General features: G+C 40.2%; 29 protein-coding genes and 1 pseudogene. 26 read left to right on the top strand and 4 right to left on the bottom strand.

Annotated features, from left to right (window positions below; genetic code table 11):
- Positions 1-59: 59 nt before the first annotated feature.
- The 3 genes from O3616_RS09495 to O3616_RS09485 form a co-directional block, all read right to left on the bottom strand.
- Positions 60-737 (bottom strand): hypothetical protein, encoded by a 678-nt coding sequence (locus O3616_RS09495; RefSeq protein ID WP_080977203.1) that lies wholly within the window; start codon positions 735-737, stop codon positions 60-62.
- Between the two features lie 61 nt (positions 738-798).
- Positions 799-1,086, bottom strand: coding sequence for a hypothetical protein (locus tag O3616_RS09490; protein WP_049495002.1), 288 nt, complete (start codon positions 1,084-1,086; stop codon positions 799-801).
- A gap of 9 nt (positions 1,087-1,095) precedes the next feature.
- Positions 1,096-1,506, bottom strand: a complete 411-nt coding sequence (locus tag O3616_RS09485; protein ID WP_261124688.1) for an HIT family protein — start codon at positions 1,504-1,506, stop codon at positions 1,096-1,098.
- A 67-nt stretch (positions 1,507-1,573) separates the two neighbouring features.
- On the opposite strand from O3616_RS09485, the gene O3616_RS09480 reads away from it, so the two are divergent.
- Positions 1,574-2,305, top strand: a complete 732-nt coding sequence (locus O3616_RS09480; protein WP_138704681.1) for an ABC transporter ATP-binding protein — start codon at positions 1,574-1,576, stop codon at positions 2,303-2,305.
- Positions 2,302-3,351 carry an ABC transporter permease gene (locus O3616_RS09475; RefSeq protein ID WP_371638730.1) on the top strand — a complete coding sequence of 350 codons (1,050 nt, stop codon included), beginning with the start codon at positions 2,302-2,304 and terminating at the stop codon, positions 3,349-3,351. Before O3616_RS09480 ends, O3616_RS09475 begins: the two co-directional genes overlap by 4 nt.
- A 61-nt stretch (positions 3,352-3,412) precedes the next feature.
- Here the strand turns inward: O3616_RS09475 and O3616_RS09470 are convergent, their stop codons facing one another.
- On the bottom strand, positions 3,413-3,742 hold the full coding sequence (locus tag O3616_RS09470; RefSeq protein WP_225742007.1) for a helicase BlpT: 330 nt from the start codon (positions 3,740-3,742) through the stop codon (positions 3,413-3,415).
- Between the two features lie 295 nt (positions 3,743-4,037).
- Between O3616_RS09470 and O3616_RS09465 the strand changes: the two genes are divergently transcribed.
- The 24 genes and pseudogenes from O3616_RS09465 (at position 4,038) to O3616_RS09350 (ending at position 23,390) form a co-directional block, all read left to right on the top strand.
- Positions 4,038-4,775: a response regulator transcription factor gene (locus O3616_RS09465; protein ID WP_371638729.1), complete on the top strand. Its 738-nt coding sequence runs from the start codon at positions 4,038-4,040 to the stop codon at positions 4,773-4,775.
- Positions 4,776-4,788: 13 nt separating this feature from the next.
- On the top strand, positions 4,789-6,138 hold the full coding sequence (locus O3616_RS09460) for a sensor histidine kinase (RefSeq protein WP_371638728.1): 1,350 nt from the start codon (positions 4,789-4,791) through the stop codon (positions 6,136-6,138).
- A 652-nt stretch (positions 6,139-6,790) separates the two neighbouring features.
- A complete protein-coding gene (locus tag O3616_RS09455) occupies positions 6,791-6,994 on the top strand; it encodes a PncF family bacteriocin immunity protein (RefSeq protein ID WP_371638727.1) in 204 nt (67 codons plus the stop codon).
- A gap of 452 nt (positions 6,995-7,446) precedes the next feature.
- Positions 7,447-7,851 (top strand): immunity protein, encoded by a 405-nt coding sequence (locus tag O3616_RS09450; protein WP_371638726.1) that lies wholly within the window; start codon positions 7,447-7,449, stop codon positions 7,849-7,851.
- Positions 7,852-7,938: 87 nt separating this feature from the next.
- Positions 7,939-8,628 carry a lysostaphin resistance A-like protein gene (locus O3616_RS09445; protein WP_371638724.1) on the top strand — a complete coding sequence of 230 codons (690 nt, stop codon included), beginning with the start codon at positions 7,939-7,941 and terminating at the stop codon, positions 8,626-8,628.
- A gap of 41 nt (positions 8,629-8,669) precedes the next feature.
- Complete coding sequence (blpZ, locus tag O3616_RS09440) at positions 8,670-8,918, top strand: immunity protein BlpZ (protein WP_371638723.1); 249 nt, start codon at positions 8,670-8,672, stop codon at positions 8,916-8,918.
- Positions 8,919-8,947: 29 nt separating this feature from the next.
- Entirely contained in the window at positions 8,948-9,559 is a 612-nt protein-coding gene (locus tag O3616_RS09435) for a lysostaphin resistance A-like protein (RefSeq protein WP_371638722.1), read from the top strand.
- A gap of 219 nt (positions 9,560-9,778) precedes the next feature.
- Positions 9,779-10,390: pseudogene (locus tag O3616_RS09430) on the top strand (lysostaphin resistance A-like protein).
- A 160-nt stretch (positions 10,391-10,550) separates the two neighbouring features.
- Positions 10,551-11,345 (top strand): cell cycle regulator CcrZ, encoded by a 795-nt coding sequence (ccrZ, locus tag O3616_RS09425; RefSeq protein WP_000362999.1) that lies wholly within the window; start codon positions 10,551-10,553, stop codon positions 11,343-11,345.
- Positions 11,342-11,977 carry a tRNA (guanosine(46)-N7)-methyltransferase TrmB gene (gene trmB / locus O3616_RS09420; protein ID WP_001266106.1) on the top strand — a complete coding sequence of 212 codons (636 nt, stop codon included), beginning with the start codon at positions 11,342-11,344 and terminating at the stop codon, positions 11,975-11,977. Before ccrZ ends, trmB begins: the two co-directional genes overlap by 4 nt.
- 126 nt (positions 11,978-12,103) lie before the next feature.
- A complete protein-coding gene (gene rimP / locus O3616_RS09415) occupies positions 12,104-12,583 on the top strand; it encodes a ribosome maturation factor RimP (RefSeq protein WP_001808691.1) in 480 nt (159 codons plus the stop codon).
- Between the two features lie 43 nt (positions 12,584-12,626).
- Positions 12,627-13,763 carry a transcription termination factor NusA gene (gene nusA / locus O3616_RS09410; protein ID WP_000032285.1) on the top strand — a complete coding sequence of 379 codons (1,137 nt, stop codon included), beginning with the start codon at positions 12,627-12,629 and terminating at the stop codon, positions 13,761-13,763.
- Between the two features lie 21 nt (positions 13,764-13,784).
- Positions 13,785-14,078, top strand: coding sequence for an RNase P modulator RnpM (gene rnpM / locus O3616_RS09405; RefSeq protein ID WP_000857557.1), 294 nt, complete (start codon positions 13,785-13,787; stop codon positions 14,076-14,078).
- Complete coding sequence (locus tag O3616_RS09400; protein ID WP_004261094.1) at positions 14,071-14,370, top strand: YlxQ-related RNA-binding protein; 300 nt, start codon at positions 14,071-14,073, stop codon at positions 14,368-14,370. The genes rnpM and O3616_RS09400 overlap by 8 nt, the downstream gene beginning before the upstream one ends.
- Positions 14,371-14,386: 16 nt before the next feature.
- Positions 14,387-17,179: a translation initiation factor IF-2 gene (gene infB / locus O3616_RS09395; RefSeq protein WP_371638721.1), complete on the top strand. Its 2,793-nt coding sequence runs from the start codon at positions 14,387-14,389 to the stop codon at positions 17,177-17,179.
- Between the two features lie 165 nt (positions 17,180-17,344).
- Entirely contained in the window at positions 17,345-17,695 is a 351-nt protein-coding gene (gene rbfA / locus O3616_RS09390; protein ID WP_001273601.1) for a 30S ribosome-binding factor RbfA, read from the top strand.
- A 171-nt stretch (positions 17,696-17,866) separates the two neighbouring features.
- Positions 17,867-18,370 (top strand): hypothetical protein, encoded by a 504-nt coding sequence (locus O3616_RS09385; protein ID WP_064276262.1) that lies wholly within the window; start codon positions 17,867-17,869, stop codon positions 18,368-18,370.
- A 20-nt stretch (positions 18,371-18,390) separates the two neighbouring features.
- Entirely contained in the window at positions 18,391-18,948 is a 558-nt protein-coding gene (locus O3616_RS09380) for a hypothetical protein (RefSeq protein WP_082888106.1), read from the top strand.
- A gap of 12 nt (positions 18,949-18,960) precedes the next feature.
- Positions 18,961-20,070 carry an SPFH domain-containing protein gene (locus O3616_RS09375; RefSeq protein WP_371638720.1) on the top strand — a complete coding sequence of 370 codons (1,110 nt, stop codon included), beginning with the start codon at positions 18,961-18,963 and terminating at the stop codon, positions 20,068-20,070.
- A 260-nt stretch (positions 20,071-20,330) separates the two neighbouring features.
- Complete coding sequence (locus O3616_RS09370) at positions 20,331-21,110, top strand: hypothetical protein (RefSeq protein ID WP_371638719.1); 780 nt, start codon at positions 20,331-20,333, stop codon at positions 21,108-21,110.
- 1 nt (position 21,111) lies between these two features.
- Complete coding sequence (locus O3616_RS09365) at positions 21,112-21,294, top strand: hypothetical protein (protein WP_371638718.1); 183 nt, start codon at positions 21,112-21,114, stop codon at positions 21,292-21,294.
- A 264-nt stretch (positions 21,295-21,558) separates the two neighbouring features.
- Positions 21,559-21,792, top strand: a complete 234-nt coding sequence (locus O3616_RS09360) for a DUF1858 domain-containing protein (protein WP_000368739.1) — start codon at positions 21,559-21,561, stop codon at positions 21,790-21,792.
- Complete coding sequence (locus tag O3616_RS09355) at positions 21,792-23,126, top strand: DUF438 domain-containing protein (RefSeq protein ID WP_371638717.1); 1,335 nt, start codon at positions 21,792-21,794, stop codon at positions 23,124-23,126. The genes O3616_RS09360 and O3616_RS09355 overlap by 1 nt, the downstream gene beginning before the upstream one ends.
- Positions 23,127-23,135: 9 nt before the next feature.
- On the top strand, positions 23,136-23,390 hold the full coding sequence (locus O3616_RS09350; protein ID WP_371638716.1) for a DUF1912 family protein: 255 nt from the start codon (positions 23,136-23,138) through the stop codon (positions 23,388-23,390).
- Positions 23,391-23,396 lie beyond the last annotated feature (6 nt).

Genomic DNA, 23,396 nt, shown 5'->3' with positions numbered 1-23,396 from the left:
ACAAAAAGAGCCGTTGGGCTCTTTTTACTTTATTCTTTGTAATGTTAGCATTGGAACAATCACTCATCGGCTGATTTTCTATCAGACCTTTGCTTGAGCAAGCCAGCTGCATCCATATCTTGGATGAGTTGCTTGATTTCCGCTTCTTTACCAGGCTTAATGGTAACGGTATCAATATGGTTGATTGCAGAGTTATCCTGAATATCCACTAAAGTCAAGGCTTTTTCATAGAATGCAATTCCCTTTTTTAGACTTTCCTGATCCTTCCAATATAGAACTGAGTAATCAGGATTTGGTTTCTTTCCGATTTCTTGTAAATAATTCCTACTTTCCTTCTTTAAAAATTGCAATAAACCATGATTGAACAAGTTATCCCCTACTTTATAGTAGGAGATATCTCCAGTCTGTAGGACATAGACTTCGAGTTGGTTTTTGGTGAGATTTGGACTTTCTTTTAAGACGGGATGGCTATTGATGACCTCATCTGAGAAAGTAACATAAAAATTTAAGCCCCCACCCTCGTATTTATATCTTCCATTTGATTTTACTTTCTTAGGAGGCATGTCAAGGGAGGTAAAGATTTGTTTGAGGGCGTTATTTCCCTTGTGAATGTCAATCGGTGAGGCTCTGAAGGCAAAAAACAGTACTAGAAATGCTAGGACCGCAAGAAGGCTAAGGCAACCACAAGGGATTAGGATGATCTGTGCCAGAATTTTAAAAAACTGTTTCATTTTCATTCCTCTTTTTTGTTTGACCCTGACAACCTAAAATAGATTTAAGGAAAGTTCATGGCTCTTTTTACTTATCTTCAGTTTCCTGTGTTTCTTTGATCACAGCTAGTCTAGTCTGGATATCCTTTTCCAAGACCTTAAACTTGTAAGTCAGGTCTTCTTGGTATTCCTTGATGAGTTCTTTTTGCTGGTCGATGATTTGCAGGCTGTTTTGGATAATATCCACATCGTCCTTGATAGCTTGAACGCGGTCAGTTGTATTTAAGACTTCATCTGTGATGGTTTGGCGATTTTTTGTGAGCAGATAACTTCCGGCTGCAGCTCCTGCAAATAGCAGTAGGTTGGATAATTTCATGGCAACTCCTTAGGCATTTTTGATGGTTTCAGCGACTTGAGCAAGTTTGTCAAAGTCTGGTTCGTGGGCGATAAAATCAATCTTGAGGTCATCGTCCGCACTGTAGCGAGGTACGAGGTGGATGTGGGTATGAAAGACGGTTTGACCAGCGACTTCTTCACAGTTGGCAATGATATTCATGCCAGCAGCCTTGGTAGCTTTCATGACTTTTTGAGCTACTTTTGGTACTTGGGCAAAGAGTTGGCTGGCGCTAGTAGCGTCCATTTCTAAAAGATTGCGATAGTGTTCTTTGGGTACGACCAAGGTGTGTCCTGGTGTCACTTGAGAGATATCAAGAAAGGCAAGAACCTGCTCATCTTCATATACTTTTGAAGCAGGAATTTCCCCTGCGATGATTTTACAAAAAATGCAATCTGACATAAAATTTACCTCTACTGTATTGAATTTTGATATAATATAGCTACATTATACCAGATTTGGAGAAAATATGTTAGAAATTAAAAATCTGACAGGTGGCTATGTCCATGTCCCTGTCTTGAAAGATGTGTCCTTTACTGTTGAAAGTGGGCAGCTGGTCGGTCTGATTGGTCTCAATGGTGCTGGTAAATCGACGACAATCAATGAGATTATTGGTCTCTTGACACCTTATAGTGGCTCCATCAATATCAATGGCCTGACCCTGCAAGAAGATGCAACGAGCTACCGCAAGCAAATTGGTTACATTCCCGAGACGCCTAGCCTGTATGAGGAATTGACCCTTAGAGAGCATATCGAAACGGTTGCTATGGCTTATAGTATTGAGCAAAAGGTAGCTTTTGAGCGAGTAGAACCTTTATTAAAAATGTTCCGTCTGGACCAGAAATTGGACTGGTTCCCTGTTCATTTTTCAAAAGGGATGAAGCAGAAGGTCATGATTATCTGTGCTTTTGTGGTGGATCCGAGTCTCTTCATCGTGGATGAGCCTTTCCTTGGTCTCGATCCGCTGGCTATTGCAGACTTGATTCAGCTTTTGGAAGTGGAAAAGCAAAAGGGCAAGTCCATTCTCATGAGTACCCACGTGCTGGACTCGGCGGAGAAGATGTGTGATGCTTTTGTCATTCTTCACAAAGGGGAAGTGCGTGCTAAGGGGAATCTCCTGCAACTGCGCGAAGCCTTTAACATGCCTGAGGCTAGTTTGAATGATATTTACTTGGCTCTGACCAAAGAGGAGGAGCTATGAAAGACTTGTTTTTAAAGAGAAAGCAGGCTTTTCGTAAGGAGTGTCTTGGTTATTTGCGCTATGTTCTCAATGACCACTTTGTCTTGTTCCTGCTTGTTCTGCTGGGCTTTCTAGCCTACCAGTACAGTCAACTCTTGCAAGATTTTCCTGAAAATCATTGGCCTATCCTTTTATTTGTAGGAATTACGTCTGTTTTACTTTTGCTTTGGGGAGGAATTGCCACCTATATGGAGGCTCCAGACAAGCTCTTTCTCTTAGTCGGAGAAGAGGAAATCAAGCTCCATCTCAAGCGTCAAACGGGCATTTCTCTAGTCTTTTGGCTCTTTGTCCAGACCCTTTTCTTGCTGTTATTTGCGCCTTTATTTTTGGCAATGGGTTATGGCTTGCCAGTTTTTCTGGTCTATGTGCTTTTATTGGGGGTAGGAAAATATCTGCTCTTTCGTCAAAAGGCCAGCAAATTTTTCACTGAAACTGGACTGGACTGGGACTATGTCATTTCTCAAGAAAGCAAGCGTAAGCAAGTCTTGCTTCGTTTCTTTGCCCTCTTTACGCAGGTCAAGGGAATTTCAAACAGCGTCAAGCGTCGTGCCTATCTGGACTTTATCCTAAAGGTTGTTCAGAAGGTGCCTGGAAAGATTTGGCAAAATCTCTATCTGCGTTCTTATCTGCGAAATGGAGATCTCTTTGCGCTCAGTCTCCGTCTTCTCTTGCTTTCTTTGTTGTCGCAGGTCTTTATCGAGCAAGCTTGGATTGCGACAGCAGTGGTGGTTCTCTTTAACTACCTCTTGCTCTTCCAGTTGCTGGCTCTCTATCATGCCTTTGACTACCAGTATCTGACCCAACTCTTTCCACTGGACAAGGGGCAAAAGGAAAAAGGCTTGCAGGCGGTAGTCCGAGGATTGACCAGTTTTGTTTTACTTGTGGAATTAGTTGTCGGCCTTGTGACCTTCCAAGAAAAACTAGCCCTTCTAGCCTTACTGGGTGCAGGTTTGATTTTACAAGTCTTGTATTTGCCTTATCAGGTAAAACGTCAGATGCAGGATTAATCTTGCCTATATGACACTAAAAAAGAAGTTGAGTTCAGTTTGTCTCAACTTCTTTTATTTTTTACAAGATAATGGTTGGTCCGTAGAGGCTCAACTTGGTCTTGACTTGGTCAAAGTGGAATCGGTCATAGGCCCGCCAAGCGGCGCGAGTAGGAGCATCTGGATTGAGAGCGCTGAGTCCCATGAGAAGACTGGAAGTCTGGTAAAATTTTTCCAATTCAATCAAGACTCGATTATCCACTGTCTCAGACTTGGCTAGAAAACCAAGAATAGAGTTTAATTGCTCCTGAAAGCGGACGTCGTCAGCGGTTGCCTGTTTGCATGTTTGGTAGGCTTTGTTTAAGTCAGTAATCAAAGTCTGAGCTCTTTTGATAGGGTCTGTATCTGTCATGAGAATTCCTCCTTTAATCGGGGTGCTAGTCTTGTTTCTAGCAACTGTGTTTTGATACTGTCAGTCTATCACTTTTATCTCCTTTTTCACCATAAAATCTTTAATTGTACTTGAAATTTCCTGAATGGTACTGTTAAGATTTTATGATAAAATAGTGGTAAGATTATCATGCTTATTTGAGGAACAAGATACCCTTCAGGAGCGTTGAAGGCTTGTTTAGGATTTGGTGGGCTTGTATCATAGTATTTTTGCTATTCTCTTTTTAGGAAGAAATTAAAACAAGGAGAGTAAAAAGATGAGAATATTTGTTTTAGAAGATGACTTTTCCCAACAGACTAGGATTGAAACGACCATTGAGAAACTCTTGAAAGAACATCATATCACTCCTAGCTCTTTTGAAGTCTTTGGGAAAGCAGACCAACTGCTGGCAGAGGTGCATGAGAAGGGAGCCCATCAGCTATTCTTTTTGGATATTGAGATTCGAAATGAGGAGATGAAGGGGCTGGAAGTGGCTAGAAAGATTCGGGATCGAGATCCTTATGCTCTGATTGTCTTTGTGACGACTCACTCGGAGTTTATGCCCCTGTCCTTTCGTTACCAAGTGTCTGCTTTGGACTACATTGATAAGGCCTTGTCGGCAGAGGAGTTTGAATCTCGGATTGAGACAGCCCTTCTCTATGCCAATAGTCAAGACAGTAAAAGTCTGGCGGAAGATTGCTTTTACTTTAAATCAAAATTTGCCCAATTTCAGTATCCTTTTAAAGAGGTTTACTATCTCGAAACGTCACCCAGAGCCCATCGTGTTATTCTCTATACCAAGACGGACAGGCTGGAATTTACAGCGAGTTTAGAGGAGGTTTTCAAGCAGGAGCCTCGTCTCTTGCAGTGCCACCGCTCTTTTCTCATCAATCCTGCCAATGTAGTTCGTTTGGATAAGAAAGAAAAACTCCTTTTCTTTCCCAATGGTGGAAGCTGTCTGATCGCGCGTTATAAGGTCAGGGAAGTGTCTGAAGCTATCAATAACTTACATTGAGTGAGGTGCTGGAATGGAATTAGTTTGGAAGATAGTATATGTGTTTTTGCTATCTGGATTGGAATTGTTTATATTTTTTAAGGTGGATGGAATTGTTCTCACTCTGGAGAGAGTTTTTAAGGCCTTTCTTTTTAAGCTACTTTTAGCAGTTGTTTTTGTAACGATTAGCTATATAGTAGGAAATACTTACCTATCTTATTTTATGGAACCCTTGTACGGTATTGGTTTATCTTTCTTATTGTTAAGAGGGCTTCCTAAAAAACTCCTTTTCTTTTATGGTCTCTTTCCAATGATGTTGGTGAATCTTTTTTTCAGGGGAGTCTCCTATTTTGTGCTTCCATTTTTAGGGCAAGGGATTGTAGATGGAGATGGAAATCCTCTCTTTTTGTTGATTATGCTATTCGTTTGCTTCATAGTATTAGTCTTTTTGAAATGGTTGGACTATGATTTTACTAGATTGAGAAAGGAGTTTCTCGATAAAGGTTTTCAACAGTCCCTGACTAAGATTAACTGGATAATGGGGGCTTACTTTCTAGTTATGGAAAATCTGTCTTACTTTGAATATGCATACGATATCCAATCAAAGACTGTTCGCCATCTGATTCTAGTGTTTTACCTACTCTTTTTTATGGGGATTATCAAGAAATTGGATTCCTATTTGAAGGAAAAACTCCATGAGAGATTGGACCAAGAGCAGGCCTTGCGCTACAGAGATATGGAACGTTATAGTCGGCATATAGAGGAACTTTACAAGGAAGTACGGAGTTTTCGCCATGACTACACCAACCTCTTGACCAGCTTACGTCTGGGCATTGAAGAGGAGGATATGGAGCAGATAAAAGAGGTCTACGACTCAGTCTTAAAGGATTCTAGTGAGAAATTACAGGACAATAAATATGACCTGGGCAGATTGGTGAATATTCGGGACCGTGCCCTAAAAAGTCTTCTAGCAGGAAAATTTCTAAAAGCCAGAGATAAGAAGATTATCTTTAATGTCGAAGTTCCTGAGGAGATTCAGGTTGAGGGGATGAGCCTGCTTGATTTTCTAACCATTGTGTCTATCCTTTGTGACAATGCTATTGAAGCCAGTGTAGAGGCCAGTCAACCTCATGTTTCAATTGCATTTTTAAAAAATGGAGAACAAGAGACCTTTATCATTGAAAACTCCATCAAAGAAGAGAGCATCGATATTTCTGAAATCTTCTCCTTTGGAGCAAGTTCTAAAGGGGAGGAGAGAGGAGTTGGTCTCTATACCGTCATGAAAATTGTGGAAAGTCATCCCAATACCAGTCTCAATACCACCTGTCAAAATCAAGTCTTTCGTCAGGTTTTAACGGTTCACTTGCTGCCGGTTGGTCATTAGAAAATTTGTGAAAAAATTGGCAGAAGTTAACAGATAAAGTTTGTTTTTATCGAGCCTGACTTTTACCAGAGTATCTGAGGTATCATAAATGAATAAGAAATCCTTTTTTATCATCTGCTCTACGTTGATCATAGCATCGAATCTTCTCATGATTTCCGTGGTGAATAAGGGAGAAGAAACGGGGAGTAATCTGTTTGTGATTGCTATAGCCTGTGTTTTACTACCAGCCTTTTTATATGCGGTTGAAAATCAACTGACTTCATTGGTAAGAGTAGAATCAATACTCCTGATTCAGTTGACAGTTATATCCCTACTCCGTCTTATCAACAGAATAGGGAGTACGCCTGAAATCTTCAACATTATTATTACCCTTCTCGTTTTGGCAAGTGGGACAGCTGCTATCCTTGTTGCGATTATGAGAATATATGAGAACATACGGAAGTGAGGGTGAGTAGTTTTCTATTTTGTATTTTCACATTGTCAAGTTCCCCCAGGGCAAGTATGTTTTTCATGCTTGCTTTTTAAATTTTTTAACAATTCAAGATGTTTTGATGACCATTTATGACTTGGATGGAAAATTTTAAAAAATAGTAGTATACTAACCTTATTAAGGTTGTAATAAGACGGAAGTAAAAAGAGGTATTCCTCGTGAATGCAAAAACAATGTTACAATTGGCTATTATGGTTGCTTAAAGGCTTGAACTTGTATGTAGAGGAGCTGTACTTGGAGGTAATTATGGATTTCAAAAGTTTTCTTATTGCTTTTGTTGTTGGTATGTTTGTTTCTTTTATTACTTCTTTAATTAGGGAAAAATTTTTAAAATCTCCAAAGAAGAATAAAGATAGATCTAATTAGATAAAGAGATTTTTTATCGCTAGTTTAATCTACAGGGGAGTTTCTTTAATATTGTTTCGCCTGTCAAAATGATATGTGATAGCAGGATAAAAAATCTACAAATTAAGTTGGTATCAATATGGTGTAAATGGCAAGTATGTTTTTCATGCTTGCTTTTTTAATTTTTTACAATTCAAGATGTTTTGATGACCATTTATGATTTGAGTGCTCCAAGGATAAAATGAGTGCTATACTAGCAGTGTAAAGGTTGTAGCTCAACTAAGATAAAGCATACATTTAGGAGAAAATCTTATGAAGAAAAAAATACTGATCATTTTCGTTCTATATCTGATCATGTCTATCCTTCTTTATCCGCTTAGGGAGAGTATTTGGTATCATCTATTTTATACCATAGCCTATATGATTGCGGTTGTGATCTATTTTGCTTTAACTAAAAAGAAAGGAGCAAAGAAATGAAAACTTTTCTTGCTAAAAAACGGAACATCTTCCTTGCGAGATTGTTCTTAGGTCAGTTGCCTTTACTTGTCTCTACTTATCTATTTCTATCACGTCAGTTTTTAAATTTTTCCTTGCTTTTCCAATTTCTTTTAGTGGTTATTAACTTGGCTTCCATTTTGCTCACTGTTTACCTCACTAGGGAAATGAGGATAAGAGAGTTTGAAGATGATGATTTGGTTAGTCCTAGAACCAATCAACTTATGTTCATTGGTTTGACAGGCTTTATGTCTATTATTTGTTTGTATAGGGGTATCACAGCAGGAGAATTTTATCAACAATTAATTGCCTATATTGGCGCTATTCTCTGCTTGATTATTATGCTTTTGCTCATTTGGGGCTTGAAGTATTATAAAAAGTAGAGGAAGGGTTTTCTTCTTAATCTGGGACTAGTCTAAAGACTGGCAGGAGGAGGTTATCCTGTCTTGTAGATAGTGGGGAGGGTTTCTATGAAAAAACACGCTATTCTTTTCAAAACGAGTGCAATTCTTTCTTATTTGTTTCTGTTTTTCGGATTGTTTTGGACAACCCAATTTTGGAGCAATTATTGGGAGTTCTCGTCTTGGGTAGGAAATCTTATCTGGATTCGAAACATCATCAGTCTTCTCTTTATCGGCTTGATGGTTTGGATTTTGGTCAGGTCGGGCCATGCTTATCTCTTTCGCATCCCTAGGAAAAAGTGGTTGAGCTATTCTGTTCTGACGGTGTTAGCAGCTGTTGTGCTTATCTGCTTTAACTATCTGACAGCTAAACACGTTCAGGGAAGCAATGAAGGGTGGAATTTGTTTATTGCCTATAGTGAGACAAATTTTGCGGAGTTTGGTGTTTACCTAACCTTAATCGTACTAGGACCTCTGATGGAAGAATTGGTGTGTAGAGGACTGCTTCAACATGCCTTCTTTAAGAATTCGAGGTGGGGGCTGGATCTTCTCTTTCCGTCATTCTTATTTGCCTTGCCCCACTTTTCTAGCTTGCCAAGTCTCGCAGATATTTTTGTCTATACGGCAGTGGGTTGTCTATATGCCTGGCTGACACGTTATACGAAGAGTATCTATCCTTCTTATTCGATTCATATTGTTAATAATATCATCGCAAACTTACCATTTTTGCTCACTTTTCTACATAGAGTCTTGGGGTAAAAAAACAAAAGGTTTGCTTTTCAGCCATAGAGGAGGTTATCATGTATAAACACTTATTTTTCCTAGATTCCAAAACCTTAGACTGGTTGACACCTTATATTCTGGTCTTGGCTTCTGACACCATTGCTTTTAATGTTTTTGTGCTAACCTTTGTATTTGCGGTGGTCTTTAATTCCCTAAATTCCATGCTAGCTTTAATGGTTATCTTCTTAGGGACTGGCTATGTGGTCGGATTTTGGTTACTAAAATGGTTTGTTTTGGAAAGGCTAGAACTAAAGAATGACGTGTAGGAAGTCTGTTTGGTGAGGAGGATAATTTTATGGCCATTTTCAATAAGTGTCATGCCTTATTTTTGGGATTTTTAGTATTTGCAATCATTGGTACAGCGGGATATTCCGTCAATCAAGGGGATTATTTTCAACACCAGTACACATTCATTATGATAAAGAGTCTCTTGCTTTTCCTTAGTTTTGGCTATGCGAAATGGTTTGATATGATTTCTTTTGGGATTGTAAGTAAGAAACAACTCATGCTGTTCATTGGAATCTTTCTTCTCACAGTGCTGGTAAATATAGGCTATCATGCCTTTTTCTCAGTTGCTTCTGGTGCTTCGGCTCAACACCTTGAGGAAACGAGTAAGGGACTTTCGCTTTCCTTTATTGTCAGTGTCACAATTTTGGGACCAATTCAGGAGGAACTCATGTTCAGAGGACTTCTTCAAGGTGCATTTTTTGACAATTCTTGGTTAGGACTTGTGTTGACTTCCTCTCTCTTTTCTTTCATGCATGAACCTTATGATATTCCTTCGTTTTGCTATTATCTTTTCGGGGGCTTGTTGCTGGGCTTTGCTTATAAAAAGAGCCAGAATTTGTGGGTTGCTACTCTAGTCCATATGTTTTACAACAGTTTACCACTCTTAATTTATATTTAATGAAAATCAAAGAGCAAACTAGGAAACTAGCCGCAGGTTGCTCAAAAGAGTGTTTTGAGGTTGTGGATAGAACTGACGAAGTCGGTAACCATATCTACGGCAAGGCGACGTTGGCGTGGTTTGAAGAGGTTTTCGAAGAGTATAAAATGGTTTGTTTTGGAAAGACTAAAGCTAAAGGATGACTTGTAGGGAAGTCTGTTTGTTGAGGAGGATAATTTGATGGAGTTGTTTGATAAATTTCATGCCTTGTGTTTTGGATTTTTAATACTACTAATCGTCATTACAGTGCCTTATACGATTAACCATGGGGATTTTTTTCAAAATGAATCTGCATTGATTATTGTAAGTTTTCTTGTAACCTCGATGAGTGTTGCTTATGCTAGAAAGTTTGAAATGATTTCTTTTGGGATGTTAAGCAAGAAACAACTTTTGCTTTTCATTACAATCTTTCTTCTAAGTGTACTTGAGACGCTGGTTTATATTCATTTCTTCGCTGTTTCTTCTGGCGCAGGAGTTCAACACTTGGCGGAAGTCAGCAGAGGAATTTCCCTGTCTTTGATTTTGACTTCCTCAGTTTTTGGACCCATCCATGAGGAACTCATTTTCAGAGGACTTCTTTAGGGTGCTGTTTTTGACAATTCTTGGTTAGGGATTGTACTGACTTCCTCTCTCTTTTCTTTTATGCATGGACCTTCTAATGTCCCTTCGTTTATTTTTTATCTACTTGGGGGCTTGTTACTGGGCTTTGCTTATAAAAAGAGCCAAAACCTATGGGTTTCTACTCTAGTTCACATGTTTTACAATGCTTGGCCACTCTTATATTATTTATAAAAATCACGAAAAGGTAAGCAGAAGACGGTGCTTGCCTTTTTCTTTCTATAATGATACCCAAGCCAATCCAGAGGCTTTTCTTTGAGAATCGGGTTAGAGCGGTTGACGAATAGGTCAAAAACTAGTAGAATAGTAAGGAAACTTTATACGGAGGAAAGAAATGGATTTGGGTGATAATGAGCTAACACTGACTCCCATACCTGGGAAAAGTGGCAAGGCTTATATGGGTAGCTATCCTGATGGGAAGCGCATCTTTGTAAAAATGAACACCTCTCCAATCCTACCTGGTCTAGCTAGAGAACAAATTGCTCCACAATTATTATGGAGTCGCCGTTTGGCAGATGGGCGTGATATGTGTGCTCAAGAATGGTTGACAGGCAAGATATTGACCCCCTATGATATGAATCGTAAACAAATCGTCAATATTTTAACCCGTCTTCATCGCTCACGTCCGTTGATGACACAGTTGAGTCGGTTGGGATATGCCATGGAAACACCTGTAGATTTACTACAGTCTTGGCAGGAAACGGCTCCAGATGCTTTGCGTAAAAATCATTTTATCAGTGAAGTGATGGCTGATTTACGTCAGACTATTCCAGGATTTAGAGAGGATCATGCGACTATTGTCCATGGAGATGTACGACATAGTAATTGGATTGAGACAGACAGTGGCTTGATTTATTTGGTAGATTGGGATTCGGTTCGCTTGACCGACCGCATGTTTGATGTGGCCCATATGCTCTGCCATTATATTCCAGAACATCAGTGGAAGGAATGGTTGACCTACTACGGTTACAAGTACAATCAAACGGTATTAAATAAATTGTATTGGTACGGTCAATTGTCTTATTTGAGCCAGATTTCCAAGTATTATATGAACCAAGATTTAGAAAATGTCAATCGGGAGATTCATGGCCTGCGTCACTTCCGAGACAAGTATGGAAAGAGAAGATGAGAGTTAGAAATCGTAAAGGGGCGACAGAATTACTAGAGGCAAATCCCCAGTATGTGGTCCTCAATCCCTTGGGAGCCAAGGGAAAATGGCGGGACCTGTTTGGCAATGACAATCCCATTCATGTGGAAGTTGGAAGTGGAAAGGGTGCCTTTGTTTCAGGTATGGCCAAGCAAAATCCTGACATCAACTATATCGGGATTGATATTCAAAAGTCTGTTTTGAGCTACGCTTTGGACAAGGTGCTTGAAGTTGGAGTACCTAATATCAAGCTTTTGTGGGTAGATGGTTCTGACTTGACTGACTACTTTGAAGACGGTGAGATTGATCGCTTGTATCTGAACTTTTCAGATCCATGGCCTAAAAAACGCCATGAAAAGCGTCGTTTGACCTACAAAACCTTCTTGGATACCTTTAAGCGTATCTTGCCTGAAAATGGAGAAATTCATTTCAAGACGGATAACCGTGGCTTATTTGAGTACAGCCTAGTGAGCTTTTCTCAGTATGGCATGAAGCTCAATGGTGTCTGGCTTGATTTACATGCCAGTGATTTTGAAGGCAATGTCATGACTGAATATGAGCAAAAATTCTCCAACAAGGGGCAAGTTATCTACCGAGTTGAGGCAGAATTTTAAGAAATAGTCTAAAATCAGGCTATATAAGTGCTTTTGCTTTACATAAGTTGGCAAACGTGCTATACTAATAGTAAGAATATGAGAAAGAGAGGCGGGGAAATATCTTCGCCTCTTGCTTATGAGGAGGTGGACGCAATCGCAACAATCGTAGAATTAGTCAGAGAAGTTGTAGAACCTGTCATAGAAGCTCCTTTCGAACTCGTGGATATCGAGTATGGAAAGATTGGCAGTGACATGATTCTCAGTATTTTTGTAGATAAACCTGAAGGAATTACCTTGAACGACACGGCAGACTTGACAGAAATTATTAGTCCTGTCCTAGACACTATCAAGCCAGATCCCTTCCCAGAACAATATTTCCTAGAAATCACCAGTCCAGGCTTGGAACGTCCTTTAAAAACCAAGGATGCCGTTGCTGGAGCGGTTGGGAAATACATTCATGTCGGGCTATACCAAGCCATCGATAAGCAAAAGGTCTTTGAAGGAACCTTGTTGGCCTTCGAAGAGGACGAGTTGACCATGGAATATATGGACAAGACGCGTAAGAAAACCGTCCAAATTCCATACAGTTTAGTATCAAAAGCACGTTTAGCAGTTAAATTATAGAAAAAGAAAGGATAGCTTTTGAGGATTCAAAAGTGAAGAAAACATGAGTAAAGAAATGCTAGAGGCCTTCCGCATTTTGGAAGAAGACAAGGGAATCAAAAAAGAAGATATCATCGACGCAGTAGTAGAGTCGCTTCGTTCCGCTTATCGCAGACGCTATGGTCAATCAGACAGCGTAGCTATTGACTTTAACGAAAAAACAGGTGACTTTACAGTTTATACTGTCCGTGAAGTGGTTGATGAAGTATTTGATAGCCGTTTGGAAATCAGCTTGAAAGATGCTCTTGCCATTAATTCAGCCTATGAGCTTGGCGACAAAATCAAGTTTGAAGAAGCACCTGCCGAGTTTGGTCGTGTAGCAGCCCAATCTGCCAAACAAACCATCATGGAAAAAATGCGCAAGCAAACACGTGCCATCACTTACAATACTTACAAAGAACATGAGCAAGAAATCATGTCTGGTACAGTAGAACGCTTTGACAACCGCTTTATCTATGTCAACCTTGGCAGCATTGAAGCCCAATTGTCAAAACAAGACCAAATCCCTGGGGAAGTTTTTGCTTCTCATGATCGTATCGAAGTTTATGTTTACAAGGTTGAAGATAACCCTCGTGGTGTCAACGTCTTTGTTAGCCGTAGCCATCCAGAAATGATCAAACGTTTGATGGAGCAAGAAATTCCTGAAGTTTATGATGGAACTGTTGAAATCATGAGCGTGGCTCGTGAAGCAGGTGACCGTACTAAGGTTGCTGTTCGTAGCCATAATCCAAACGTGGACGCTATCGGTACAATCGTTGGACGTGGTGGAGCTAACATCAAGAAAATCACTAGCAAATTCCACCCAGCTCGTTACGATGCTAAGAGCGACCGTATGGTACCAATCGAAGAAAATATCGACGTTATCGAGTGGGTAGCAGATCCAGCTGAATTTATCTACAATGCCATTGCTCCTGCTGAGGTTGACCAAGTTATCTTTGATGAAAACGACAGCAAACGTGCCTTGGTGGTTGTTCCAGATAACAAGCTTTCTCTTGCCATCGGTCGTCGTGGGCAAAACGTTCGCTTGGCAGCTCACTTGACTGGTTACCGTATCGATATCAAGTCTGCTAGCGAATTTGAAGCTATGGAAGAAGCTGGTTCGGTAGATTTGGAAGCAGAAAACGATACTGTAGAAGAATAAAAGCTGCTAGAGGAGGGAAAGATGAAAACGAGAAAAATCCCTTTGCGCAAGTCTGTTGTGTCTAACGAAGTGATTGATAAGCGTGATTTGCTCCGTATTGTCAAGAACAAGGAAGGACAAGTCTTTATTGATCCGACAGGCAAGGCCAACGGCCGCGGCGCTTATATCAAGCTAGACAATGCTGAAGCCCTAGAGGCAAAAAAGAAGAAGGTCTTTAACCGTAGCTTTGACATGGAAGTGGAAGAAAGCTTTTATGATGAGTTGATCGCTTATGTGGATCACAAAGTGAAAAGAAGAGAGTTAGGACTTGAATAAGCAAAAGATAAGCAATCTCTTGGGACTTGCTCAACGAGCAGGGCGTATCATATCGGGTGAAGAATTGGTGGTCAAGGCCATTCAAGACGGCAAGGCCAAGTTGGTCTTTCTAGCCCATGATGCTGCCCCCAATCTGACCAAGAAGATTCAAGATAAAAGTCATTATTATCAAGTAGAAATTGTAACCGTGTTTTCAACACTGGAATTAAGCATAGCAGTCGGGAAATCGAGAAAGGTTTTGGCTGTAACAGATGCTGGATTTACAAAGAAAATGAGGTCTCTTATGGAATAGAAGAGGAGGACATGATTTGTCTAAGAAAAGATTGTACGAAATCGCAAAAGAACTTGGAAAAGAAAGTAAAGAAGTTGTAGCGCGTGCAAAAGAGTTGGGCTTGGATGTGAAAAGCCACTCATCAAGTGTGGAAGAAGCTGTCGCTGCAAAAATCGCTGCCAGCTTTAAGCCTGCAGCTGCTCCGAAAGCAGAAGTAAAACCTGCAACACCAAAAGTAAGTGCAGAAAAGAAAGCCGAAAAATCTGAGCCAGCTAAACCAGCTGTAGCTAAGGAAGAGGCAAAACCAGCTGAGCCAGTCGTTCCGAAGGCAGAAAAAGTGGCATCTAAACCGCAAAGCCGTAATTTCAAGGCTGAGCGTGAAGCCCGTGCCAAAGAGCAGGCAGAACGACGCAAGCAAAATAAGGGCAATAACCGTGACCAACAACAAAACGGGAACCGTCAGAAAAACGACGGTCGCAATGGTGGAAAACAAGGTCAAGGCAACCGCGACAATCGTCGTTTTAACGACCAAGCTAAGAAACAGCAAGGTCAGCAAAATCGTGGAAATGAGCGCCGTCAACAAGAGGACAAACGTCCACATCAATCGACTCCACGTGTTGACTTTAAAGCCCGTGCAGCAGCCCTAAAAGCAGAGCAAAATGCAGAATATGCCCGTTCAAGTGAGGAACGTTTCAAGCAGACTCAGGCTGCCAAAGAAGCCTTGGCCCAAGCAAACAAACGCAAGGAGCCAGAGGAAATCTTTGAAGAAGTGGCTAAGTTAGCTGAACAAGCGCAACAAGTTCAAGCAGTGGTTGAACCAGCTCCTGTAGCTAAAGAAGCGCCAGTGGATACACGTCGTAAAAAACAAGCTCGACCAGACAAAGAACGTGATGATTATGATCACGAAGAAGATGGTCCTAGAAAACAACAAAAGAATCGAAGTAGTCAAAATCAAGTGAGAAATCAAAAGAATAGTAACTGGAATAACAACAAAAAGAACAAAAAAGGCAATAACAAGAACAATCGTAATCAGACTCCAAAACCTGTTACAGAGCGTAAATTCCATGAATTGCCAACAGAATTTGAATATACAGATGGTATGACCGTTGCGGAAATCGCAAAACGTATCAAACGTGAACCAGCTGAAATCGTTAAGAAACTTTTCATGATGGGTGTCATGGCCACACAAAACCAATCCTTGGATGGGGAAACAATCGAACTCCTCATGGTGGATTATGGTATCGAAGCCAAACAAAAAGTTGAAGTGGATAATGCCGACATCGAACGTTTCTTTGTCGAAGATGGTTATCTCAATGAAGATGAATTGGTTGAGCGTCCACCAGTTGTAACTATCATGGGGCACGTTGACCACGGTAAGACAACCCTCCTAGATACCCTTCGTAATTCTCGTGTTGCGACAGGTGAAGCAGGTGGTATCACTCAGCATATCGGTGCCTACCAAATCGTGGAAAATGGCAAGAAGATTACCTTCCTTGATACACCAGGACACGCGGCCTTTACATCTATGCGTGCGCGTGGTGCATCTGTTACCGATATTACTATCTTGGTCGTAGCGGCAGATGACGGGGTTATGCCTCAGACTATCGAAGCCATTAACCACTCAAAAGCGGCCAACGTTCCAATCATCGTAGCCATTAACAAGATTGATAAACCAGGTGCTAACCCAGAACGCGTTATCGGTGAATTGGCAGAGCATGGAGTTATGTCAACTGCTTGGGGTGGAGATTCTGAATTTGTTGAAATCTCAGCTAAATTCAACCAAAACATCGAAGAATTGTTGGAAACAGTCCTTCTTGTGGCTGAAATCCAAGAACTCAAAGCAGACCCAACAGTGCGTGCAATCGGTACAGTTATTGAAGCTCGCTTGGATAAAGGAAAAGGTGCGGTCGCAACCCTACTTGTTCAACAAGGTACCTTGAATGTCCAAGACCCAATCGTTGTCGGAAATACCTTCGGTCGTGTCCGTGCTATGACCAACGACCTTGGTCGTCGTGTTAAGGTTGCTGGACCATCAACACCAGTGTCAATCACAGGTTTGAACGAAGCGCCAATGGCAGGTGACCACTTTGCCGTTTACGAAGATGAAAAATCTGCGCGTGCAGCAGGTGAAGAACGTGCCAAACGTGCCCTTATGAAACAACGTCAAGCTACCCAACGTGTCAGCCTTGAAAACCTCTTTGATACGCTTAAAGCTGGTGAACTAAAATCAGTTAACGTTATCATCAAGGCCGATGTACAAGGTTCTGTTGAAGCCCTTTCTGCCTCACTTCAGAAGATTGATGTGGAAGGTGTTAAAGTTACCATCGTTCACTCTGCGGTCGGTGCTATCAACGAATCAGACGTGACTCTTGCCGAAGCTTCAAATGCCTTTATCGTTGGTTTCAACGTACGCCCTACACCACAAGCTCGTCAACAGGCAGAAGCTGACGATGTGGAAATCCGTCTCCACAGCATTATCTACAAGGTTATCGAAGAGATGGAAGAAGCCATGAAAGGGATGCTTGATCCAGAATTCGAAGAAAAAGTTATCGGTGAAGCAGTTATTCGTGAAACCTTCAAGGTGTCTAAAGTGGGAACTATCGGTGGATTCATGGTTATCAACGGTAAGGTTACCCGTGACTCTAAAGTCCGTGTTATCCGTGACGGTGTTGTTATCTATGATGGCGAACTCGCAAGCTTGAAACACTACAAAGACGACGTTAAAGAAGTTACAAACGGCCGTGAAGGTGGATTGATGATCGACGGCTACAATGATATCAAGATGGATGATGTGATTGAGGCATACGTCATGGAAGAAATCAAACGATAATAGAGAAACGATAGCCAATTTGACTCATCGTCAACAGCGCCTTGATGAACCTCAGTTCTATCTAAGGCTTGTTTCCTAGATTCAAATGGCTCTAGTTCCTCTATCTAATAAAAATAGCTAGGTCTGCTGGCCTAGCTTTTGGTTCAAAGTAGAGAAAGGAATATCATGGCAAATCATTTCCGTACGGATCGTGTGGGCATGGAAATCAAGCGTGAAGTCAATGAGATTTTGCAAAAGAAAGTCCGTGATCCGCGTGTCCAAGGCGTGACCATCACAGATGTTCAGATGCTGGGTGACTTGTCTGTTGCCAAGGTTTACTACACCATTTTGAGTAACCTTGCTTCAGATAATCAAAAAGCTCAAATCGGGCTTGAAAAAGCAACTGGTACTATCAAACGTGAACTTGGTCGCAATTTGAAATTGTACAAAATCCCAGATTTGACCTTCGTCAAAGACGAATCCATCGAATATGGAAACAAGATTGACGAGATGCTACGCAATCTGGATAAGAATTAAGAAGGAGGGGGAACCCTCTTTTTTGGTGGGTAAAATAGGTGGAATTTGAAATGGAAAAAATATTCTTTTAAAAAAGTGATTCTGTATTTTTAAAGGTTAGCTAAATAGAAAATGCTTTTTTTTTTAGCAAATATGATATGATGATTTCATAAATAAAAGGAGATTCTATTAATGAATAATATAAAAAAAGTTTGTCGTTTAGCTTTGCTATGTCTTTCCGTCTCTACCCTAGTTGCTTGTAGTTCTCTATCTGAAAAAACAAGTAGCTCTTCTAGTGAGAATCAAACAGAGGCTTCATCTAGTAGTTCTGAAAAGAAAGGGTTGTTTGCTAAAGCAAAAGAAAAACTCAGTTCAAGCGATTTTAACCCACAAGATGTTAGCGATGCGACAATTGAGTCTATAAAAACTTATGAAGATTACTTGATTATGAATGAGAAAATAATCGATAATTACTATACAGAAGCAGACGAAGCTTTTAAAGGGACTGTTTTAGAAGATAGCGCTGCTATCCAAGAACAAAAAGATAGCACTAAAAAAGAAATGGAAGATCTGAAAAAACAATATGGTCCACTCAAGAAAGCACCGATTCAAGGGAAAGAAGAAGTGATTAAGACTCTAAAAGATTATCGTGATAATCTACATGAACAAGTGGAGCAGTGGAAAGCTAGTCTTTAATAGGAAGAGTGGAGTTCAATATGGATTATCAATTATTGCCGCATGAATATATGGTTATGAATAGTGACCATGTGAGTTTTGGGAAAAGCGGTTTGTCTACAGATGAATTAATTTTAACGAATCTACACTTAGTACATATCAAAAAAGGTTTTTGGGGAGGGAAAAAAGACCAGGTTACCATTCCTATTAACCAGATTAAAATTTTTGAAGGGAAACCTCAAGTTTCAGTAACCAAAACCAATGGTGTGAAACGGCTGGAAATTTATTATAATGGCGGACAAGCTATCTTTGCATTTAATAATACTAAGGATACTGACAAGTGGGCTAGAAACATTATTAAATTGATTTCAGGTGATACAAGTAATTTTGAAACCTTGGGAGATAGTAGCTTGTTTGGAGCAGATGTTTTGGCAGAAACATTTAAGGATACATTTGACACTTTTAAAGCAGGGCTTGGGATTAAGGATGCAGAGCCAGAAAAGATTTCAACCAAGTGTAGCTTTTGTGGAGCACCTTTGTCAGGTCAAGTGAAGCAAACAGTGAGATGTGCCTATTGTGATATGGAACAAAGTTTATAAGGGGGCAATTAAATGGGGTTGATAAAAGCAATCACAGATTCTATCGGTGGGACATTTGCAGATCAGTGGAAAGAAATTATCACAGTTCAAGCTTTTGATGAACATACAGCTGTAAGTCCAGGTATTGTTCAAGAAAGTAGTAATGGTAGGGGTGTCAATACGAAGGGATCTGTAGGTGTTATTTCGAACGGATCCAAGATTTTTATTCCAGAAAATACTGCAGCCTTTATCTTTAGTCAGTCTGGTATCGAGGAAATTGTTACAGAACCAGGTGGATATGAATATCAAAATGGTGAGAGCAGTGTTTTTAACGGTGATGGATTGAAAAAGTCACTGTTTGACAATGTTGTTAATCGTGTTGGATTCGGTGGTCAAAGTGATCAGCAAAAACAGATTTGTTTTGTTAATTTGAGAGAAATTCGTGATATTAAATTTGGGACTCGCGGTCCAGTCATGTATAATGATTTGTTTTATGGGACAGATTTAGAAGTACGTGCTTTTGGAACATTTTCTATCCAAATTACAGATGCTAAGCAATTTATCAGAAACTTTCTTCCTGCCAATGTGACTTATTATACCTTTGATAGCGCTCAAGCTAGATCACAAATAGTAACAGAATTTCTTCAATCTTTTATTGTTGCACTTAATTCTTTGTCAACAACTTATCGTATTTCACAATTACCCTCACAAGCTGCAGTTCTTGCAACACAAGTATCGAATGATGGACAGTATGCAGGGACTTGGAAAGAACGTTTTGGATTTGAGATTGTAAAAGTTGCCATTGCTAATATTGAGTTCTCACCAGAATCTAAGGAATTGGTTAAACAATTTTCATCAAATAAGATGAATTTAAAAGCTTATGATGATGTATCGCAGAAATCTTCTAATATTGCAGCACAACAAAAAATTGCATCAGGAGTGGAGCAACATGGTCTAGGTGATAGTGCTGGAATGATATTTGGAATGAATATGGCTCAAAGTTTAGATGAAAAAGCCATGAAAGCAAGTTTATCATTAGATGAACAAATCGAAGCCCTTACAAAACTAAAATCTCTTTTAGATGCAGGGATACTATCTCAGGAAGAATTTGATCGAAAGAAAAAAGAAATTATGGATTTATAAGATGAAGCTCGAAAGTTCATAGTTAGTGTGTATTCAAGGAACATTTTAGGTGAGACAATAATAGACTATCATTCACAGATAGAATATCATGTTGTAAAGGTAGGGGTTGAATATTCGAGCTGTCTCTACAAAGACTATTAAAAATCTTTAACAAATAAGTTGCTAAGGATTTTTTGAAAATTTTTGAGGGGAATTTGAAAATACTTTAAAAGAGTATGCTATCATAGAATATAACTTACAGAAGTAAAAGGAGTTTGTATATGGCTGAACAAGAGTTGGCTATGCAAGTATTGCAACAAGTGGTGAAACTACCTGTTGTTAAGGTTGATCGTTCGAAATTTTTAGTGGATAAGTTTTCCAAAGAATTGGATCCACAGGACATTCCTACTTTATTAGAACAAGGACCAACGTCTCTCTTATCTCAAGAAATATTAGATCGAGTGGCTAATACCTGTATTAGGGATAATGTTTTATTAGCGAGTGGAACTTCTGTTTTGGCAGGATTACCTGGAGGGATTGCTATGGCAATTACCATTCCAGCTGATGTGGCTCAATTTTATGGTTTCTCTCTGAAATTGGCTCAAGAATTAGGTTATATTTATGGTTATGAGGATCTTTGGGCTTCACGCGAGGAATTGGGTGAAGATGCTCAAAATACCCTCTTGCTTTATCTTGGCGTCATGTTGGGGGTGAATGGAACCGCTGCCTTGCTACGTGCTGGTGGTATAACAATGGCTAAACAGGTAATGAAAACAGTACCTAATAAAGCTTTAACCAAGACGCTTTGGTACCCTATTTTGAAAAAAGTCTTAAGAATATTTGGTGTGAATCTGACCAAGGGAGGGCTGGCCAAAGGAATGGGGAAATTCATACCTATCTTGGGAGGTATCATTTCAGGTGGTTTAACTTTTGCAACTATGAAACCGATGGGTGAAAGCTTGCAGAAAGAATTGTCTAAACTAGTCAATTATAGTGAAGTTCAATATCAAGAAGATGTTGAAACAATCAGAAAAGAAGCTGAAATCATCGAAGGTGAGTAAAATGGGCCTCATAAAAACTCTAGCTAAAACTTATGGGAATTATTTTTTGACCGTGCAAGGTGTAAAAGTCATGAAAACGATAAAGAAAGATGACAATGTCGTTGTCGGTCTGGGGAAACTTTTTATTGCAGACAAGTTAATGGATACGGCTCGGTGGCTCATCAAGCCAGAGGATAGAAAATGAAATTTTTCTGGGTCTTCTTGCCATTATTTTTATCAAACTGATTATTGGAATTATGAAATTCCTGTGGATGATCATCTCTTTTGCAGCCCAATTGCTGTTTTACAAGATATTATTTAAGACATTAGATTGGCTCTTTAAACTTATTTAGACCGTAATTGGGATTTCAGAGAACTAGCAGGTTTTGTACTGTTAGTTTTTTAATCTCTTTCCATATGGTATAATATAAGCAGTAAAATCATTTTAAAACATATAATGGAGGTCGTCATGGACAATATCATCGATGTGTCAATTCCCGTTGCAGAAGTGGTGGACAAGCATCCAGAAGTCTTGGAAATTCTAGTGGAGCTTGGTTTTAAACCCCTTGCTAATCCCTTGATGCGCAACACAGTCGGTCGCAAGGTATCGCTTAAGCAGGGTTCTAAGCTTGAAGGAACTCCTATGGACAAGATTGTCCGCACGCTGGAAGCAAACGGCTACGAAGTGATTGGATTAGACTAATGGCAGATGAACGAATTCATGTCCTGCGGGATATTTTGTTAGAATTGCATAATGGTGCCTCTCCTGAGTCAGTTCAGGAGCGTTTTGATGCGACCTTTACAGGTGTGTCAGCCATCGAGATTTCTCTCATGGAGCACGAGTTGATGAACTCAGACTCAGGTGTTACCTTTGAAGATGTCATGGAACTCTGTGATGTCCATGCCAATCTTTTTAAAAATGCTGTTAAGGGTGTCGAAGTAGAGGATACCGAGCATCCAGGTCACCCAGTTCGGGTATTTAAGGAAGAAAATCTGGCTCTCCGTGCTGCCTTGATTCGCATTCGTAGATTGTTAGATACCTATGAGTCTATGGAAGATGAAGAAATGCTTACGGAGATGCGCAAGGGCTTGGTGCGTCAGATGGGACTTGTGGGGCAATTTGACATCCATTACCAACGTAAGGAAGAACTCTTCTTTCCTATCATGGAGCGTTATGGGCACGATTCGCCTCCTAAGGTCATGTGGGGAGTGGATGACCAGATTAGGGAACTCTTTCAGACAGCCTTAGCGACAGCCAAGTCACTACCAGAAGTGTCGATTAGCACTGTAAAGGAAACTTTTGAAGCCTTTGCGACAGAGTTTGAAAGTATGATTTTCAAGGAAGAGTCCATCCTTCTCATGATTCTCCTTGAATCCTTTACCCAGGATGACTGGATTCAGATTGCAGAGGAGAGCGATGCCTATGGCTATGCTATCATCCGTCCGTCTGAGAAATGGGTACCAGAACGACAAAGTTTCGTTGAGGAAAAGATTGCAGAGGAGCCTATTCAGCTAGATACGGCAGATGGACAAGTTCAGCAGGTTATCGATACGCCAGAGGGGAAGTTTACTATTACCTTTACCCCTAAGGAAAAGGAAGCAGTGTTGGACCGCCATAGTCAACAGGCTTTTGGCAATGGCTATCTCTCGGTCGAGCAGGCCAATCTCATCCTCAATCACCTCCCTATGGAGATTACTTTTGTCAATAAAGACGATATTTTCCAGTATTACAATGACAATACACCAGCTGATGAGATGATTTTCAAACGGACACCGTCACAAGTTGGGCGCAATGTCGAACTCTGTCATCCACCTAAGTATTTGGACAAGGTTAAGACCATTATGAAGGGGCTTCGTGAGGGTACTAAGGATAAGTATGAAATGTGGTTCAAGTCTGAGTCGCGAGGTAAGTTTGTCCACATCACCTACGCTGCAGTGCACGATGAAAACGGAGAATTCCAAGGTGTGTTGGAATATGTTCAGGATATCCAGCCCTACCGTGAGATTGACACGGACTACTTCCGTGGATTAGAATAAGGAGAAAAAATGAGTTACGAACAAGAATTTATGAAGGAATTTGAAGCCTGGGTCAATACCCAAATCATGATTAATGAAATGGCGCACAAGGAAAGTCAAAAAGTCTATGAAGAAGACCAAGATGAACGTGCCAAAGATGCCATGATTCGCTACGAAAGTCGCTTGGATGCTTATCAGTTCTTGCTTGGTAAGTTTGAAAACTTCAAAGTAGGCAAGGGATTCCATGATTTGCCAGATGGCTTGTTTGGTGAGCGAAATTATTAAACGAGA

This window comes from Streptococcus sp. 27098_8_86 (assembly GCF_041432595.1).
GTDB lineage: Bacteria > Bacillota > Bacilli > Lactobacillales > Streptococcaceae > Streptococcus > Streptococcus pneumoniae_F.
This window is presented reverse-complemented; position numbering and strand designations above follow the sequence as displayed.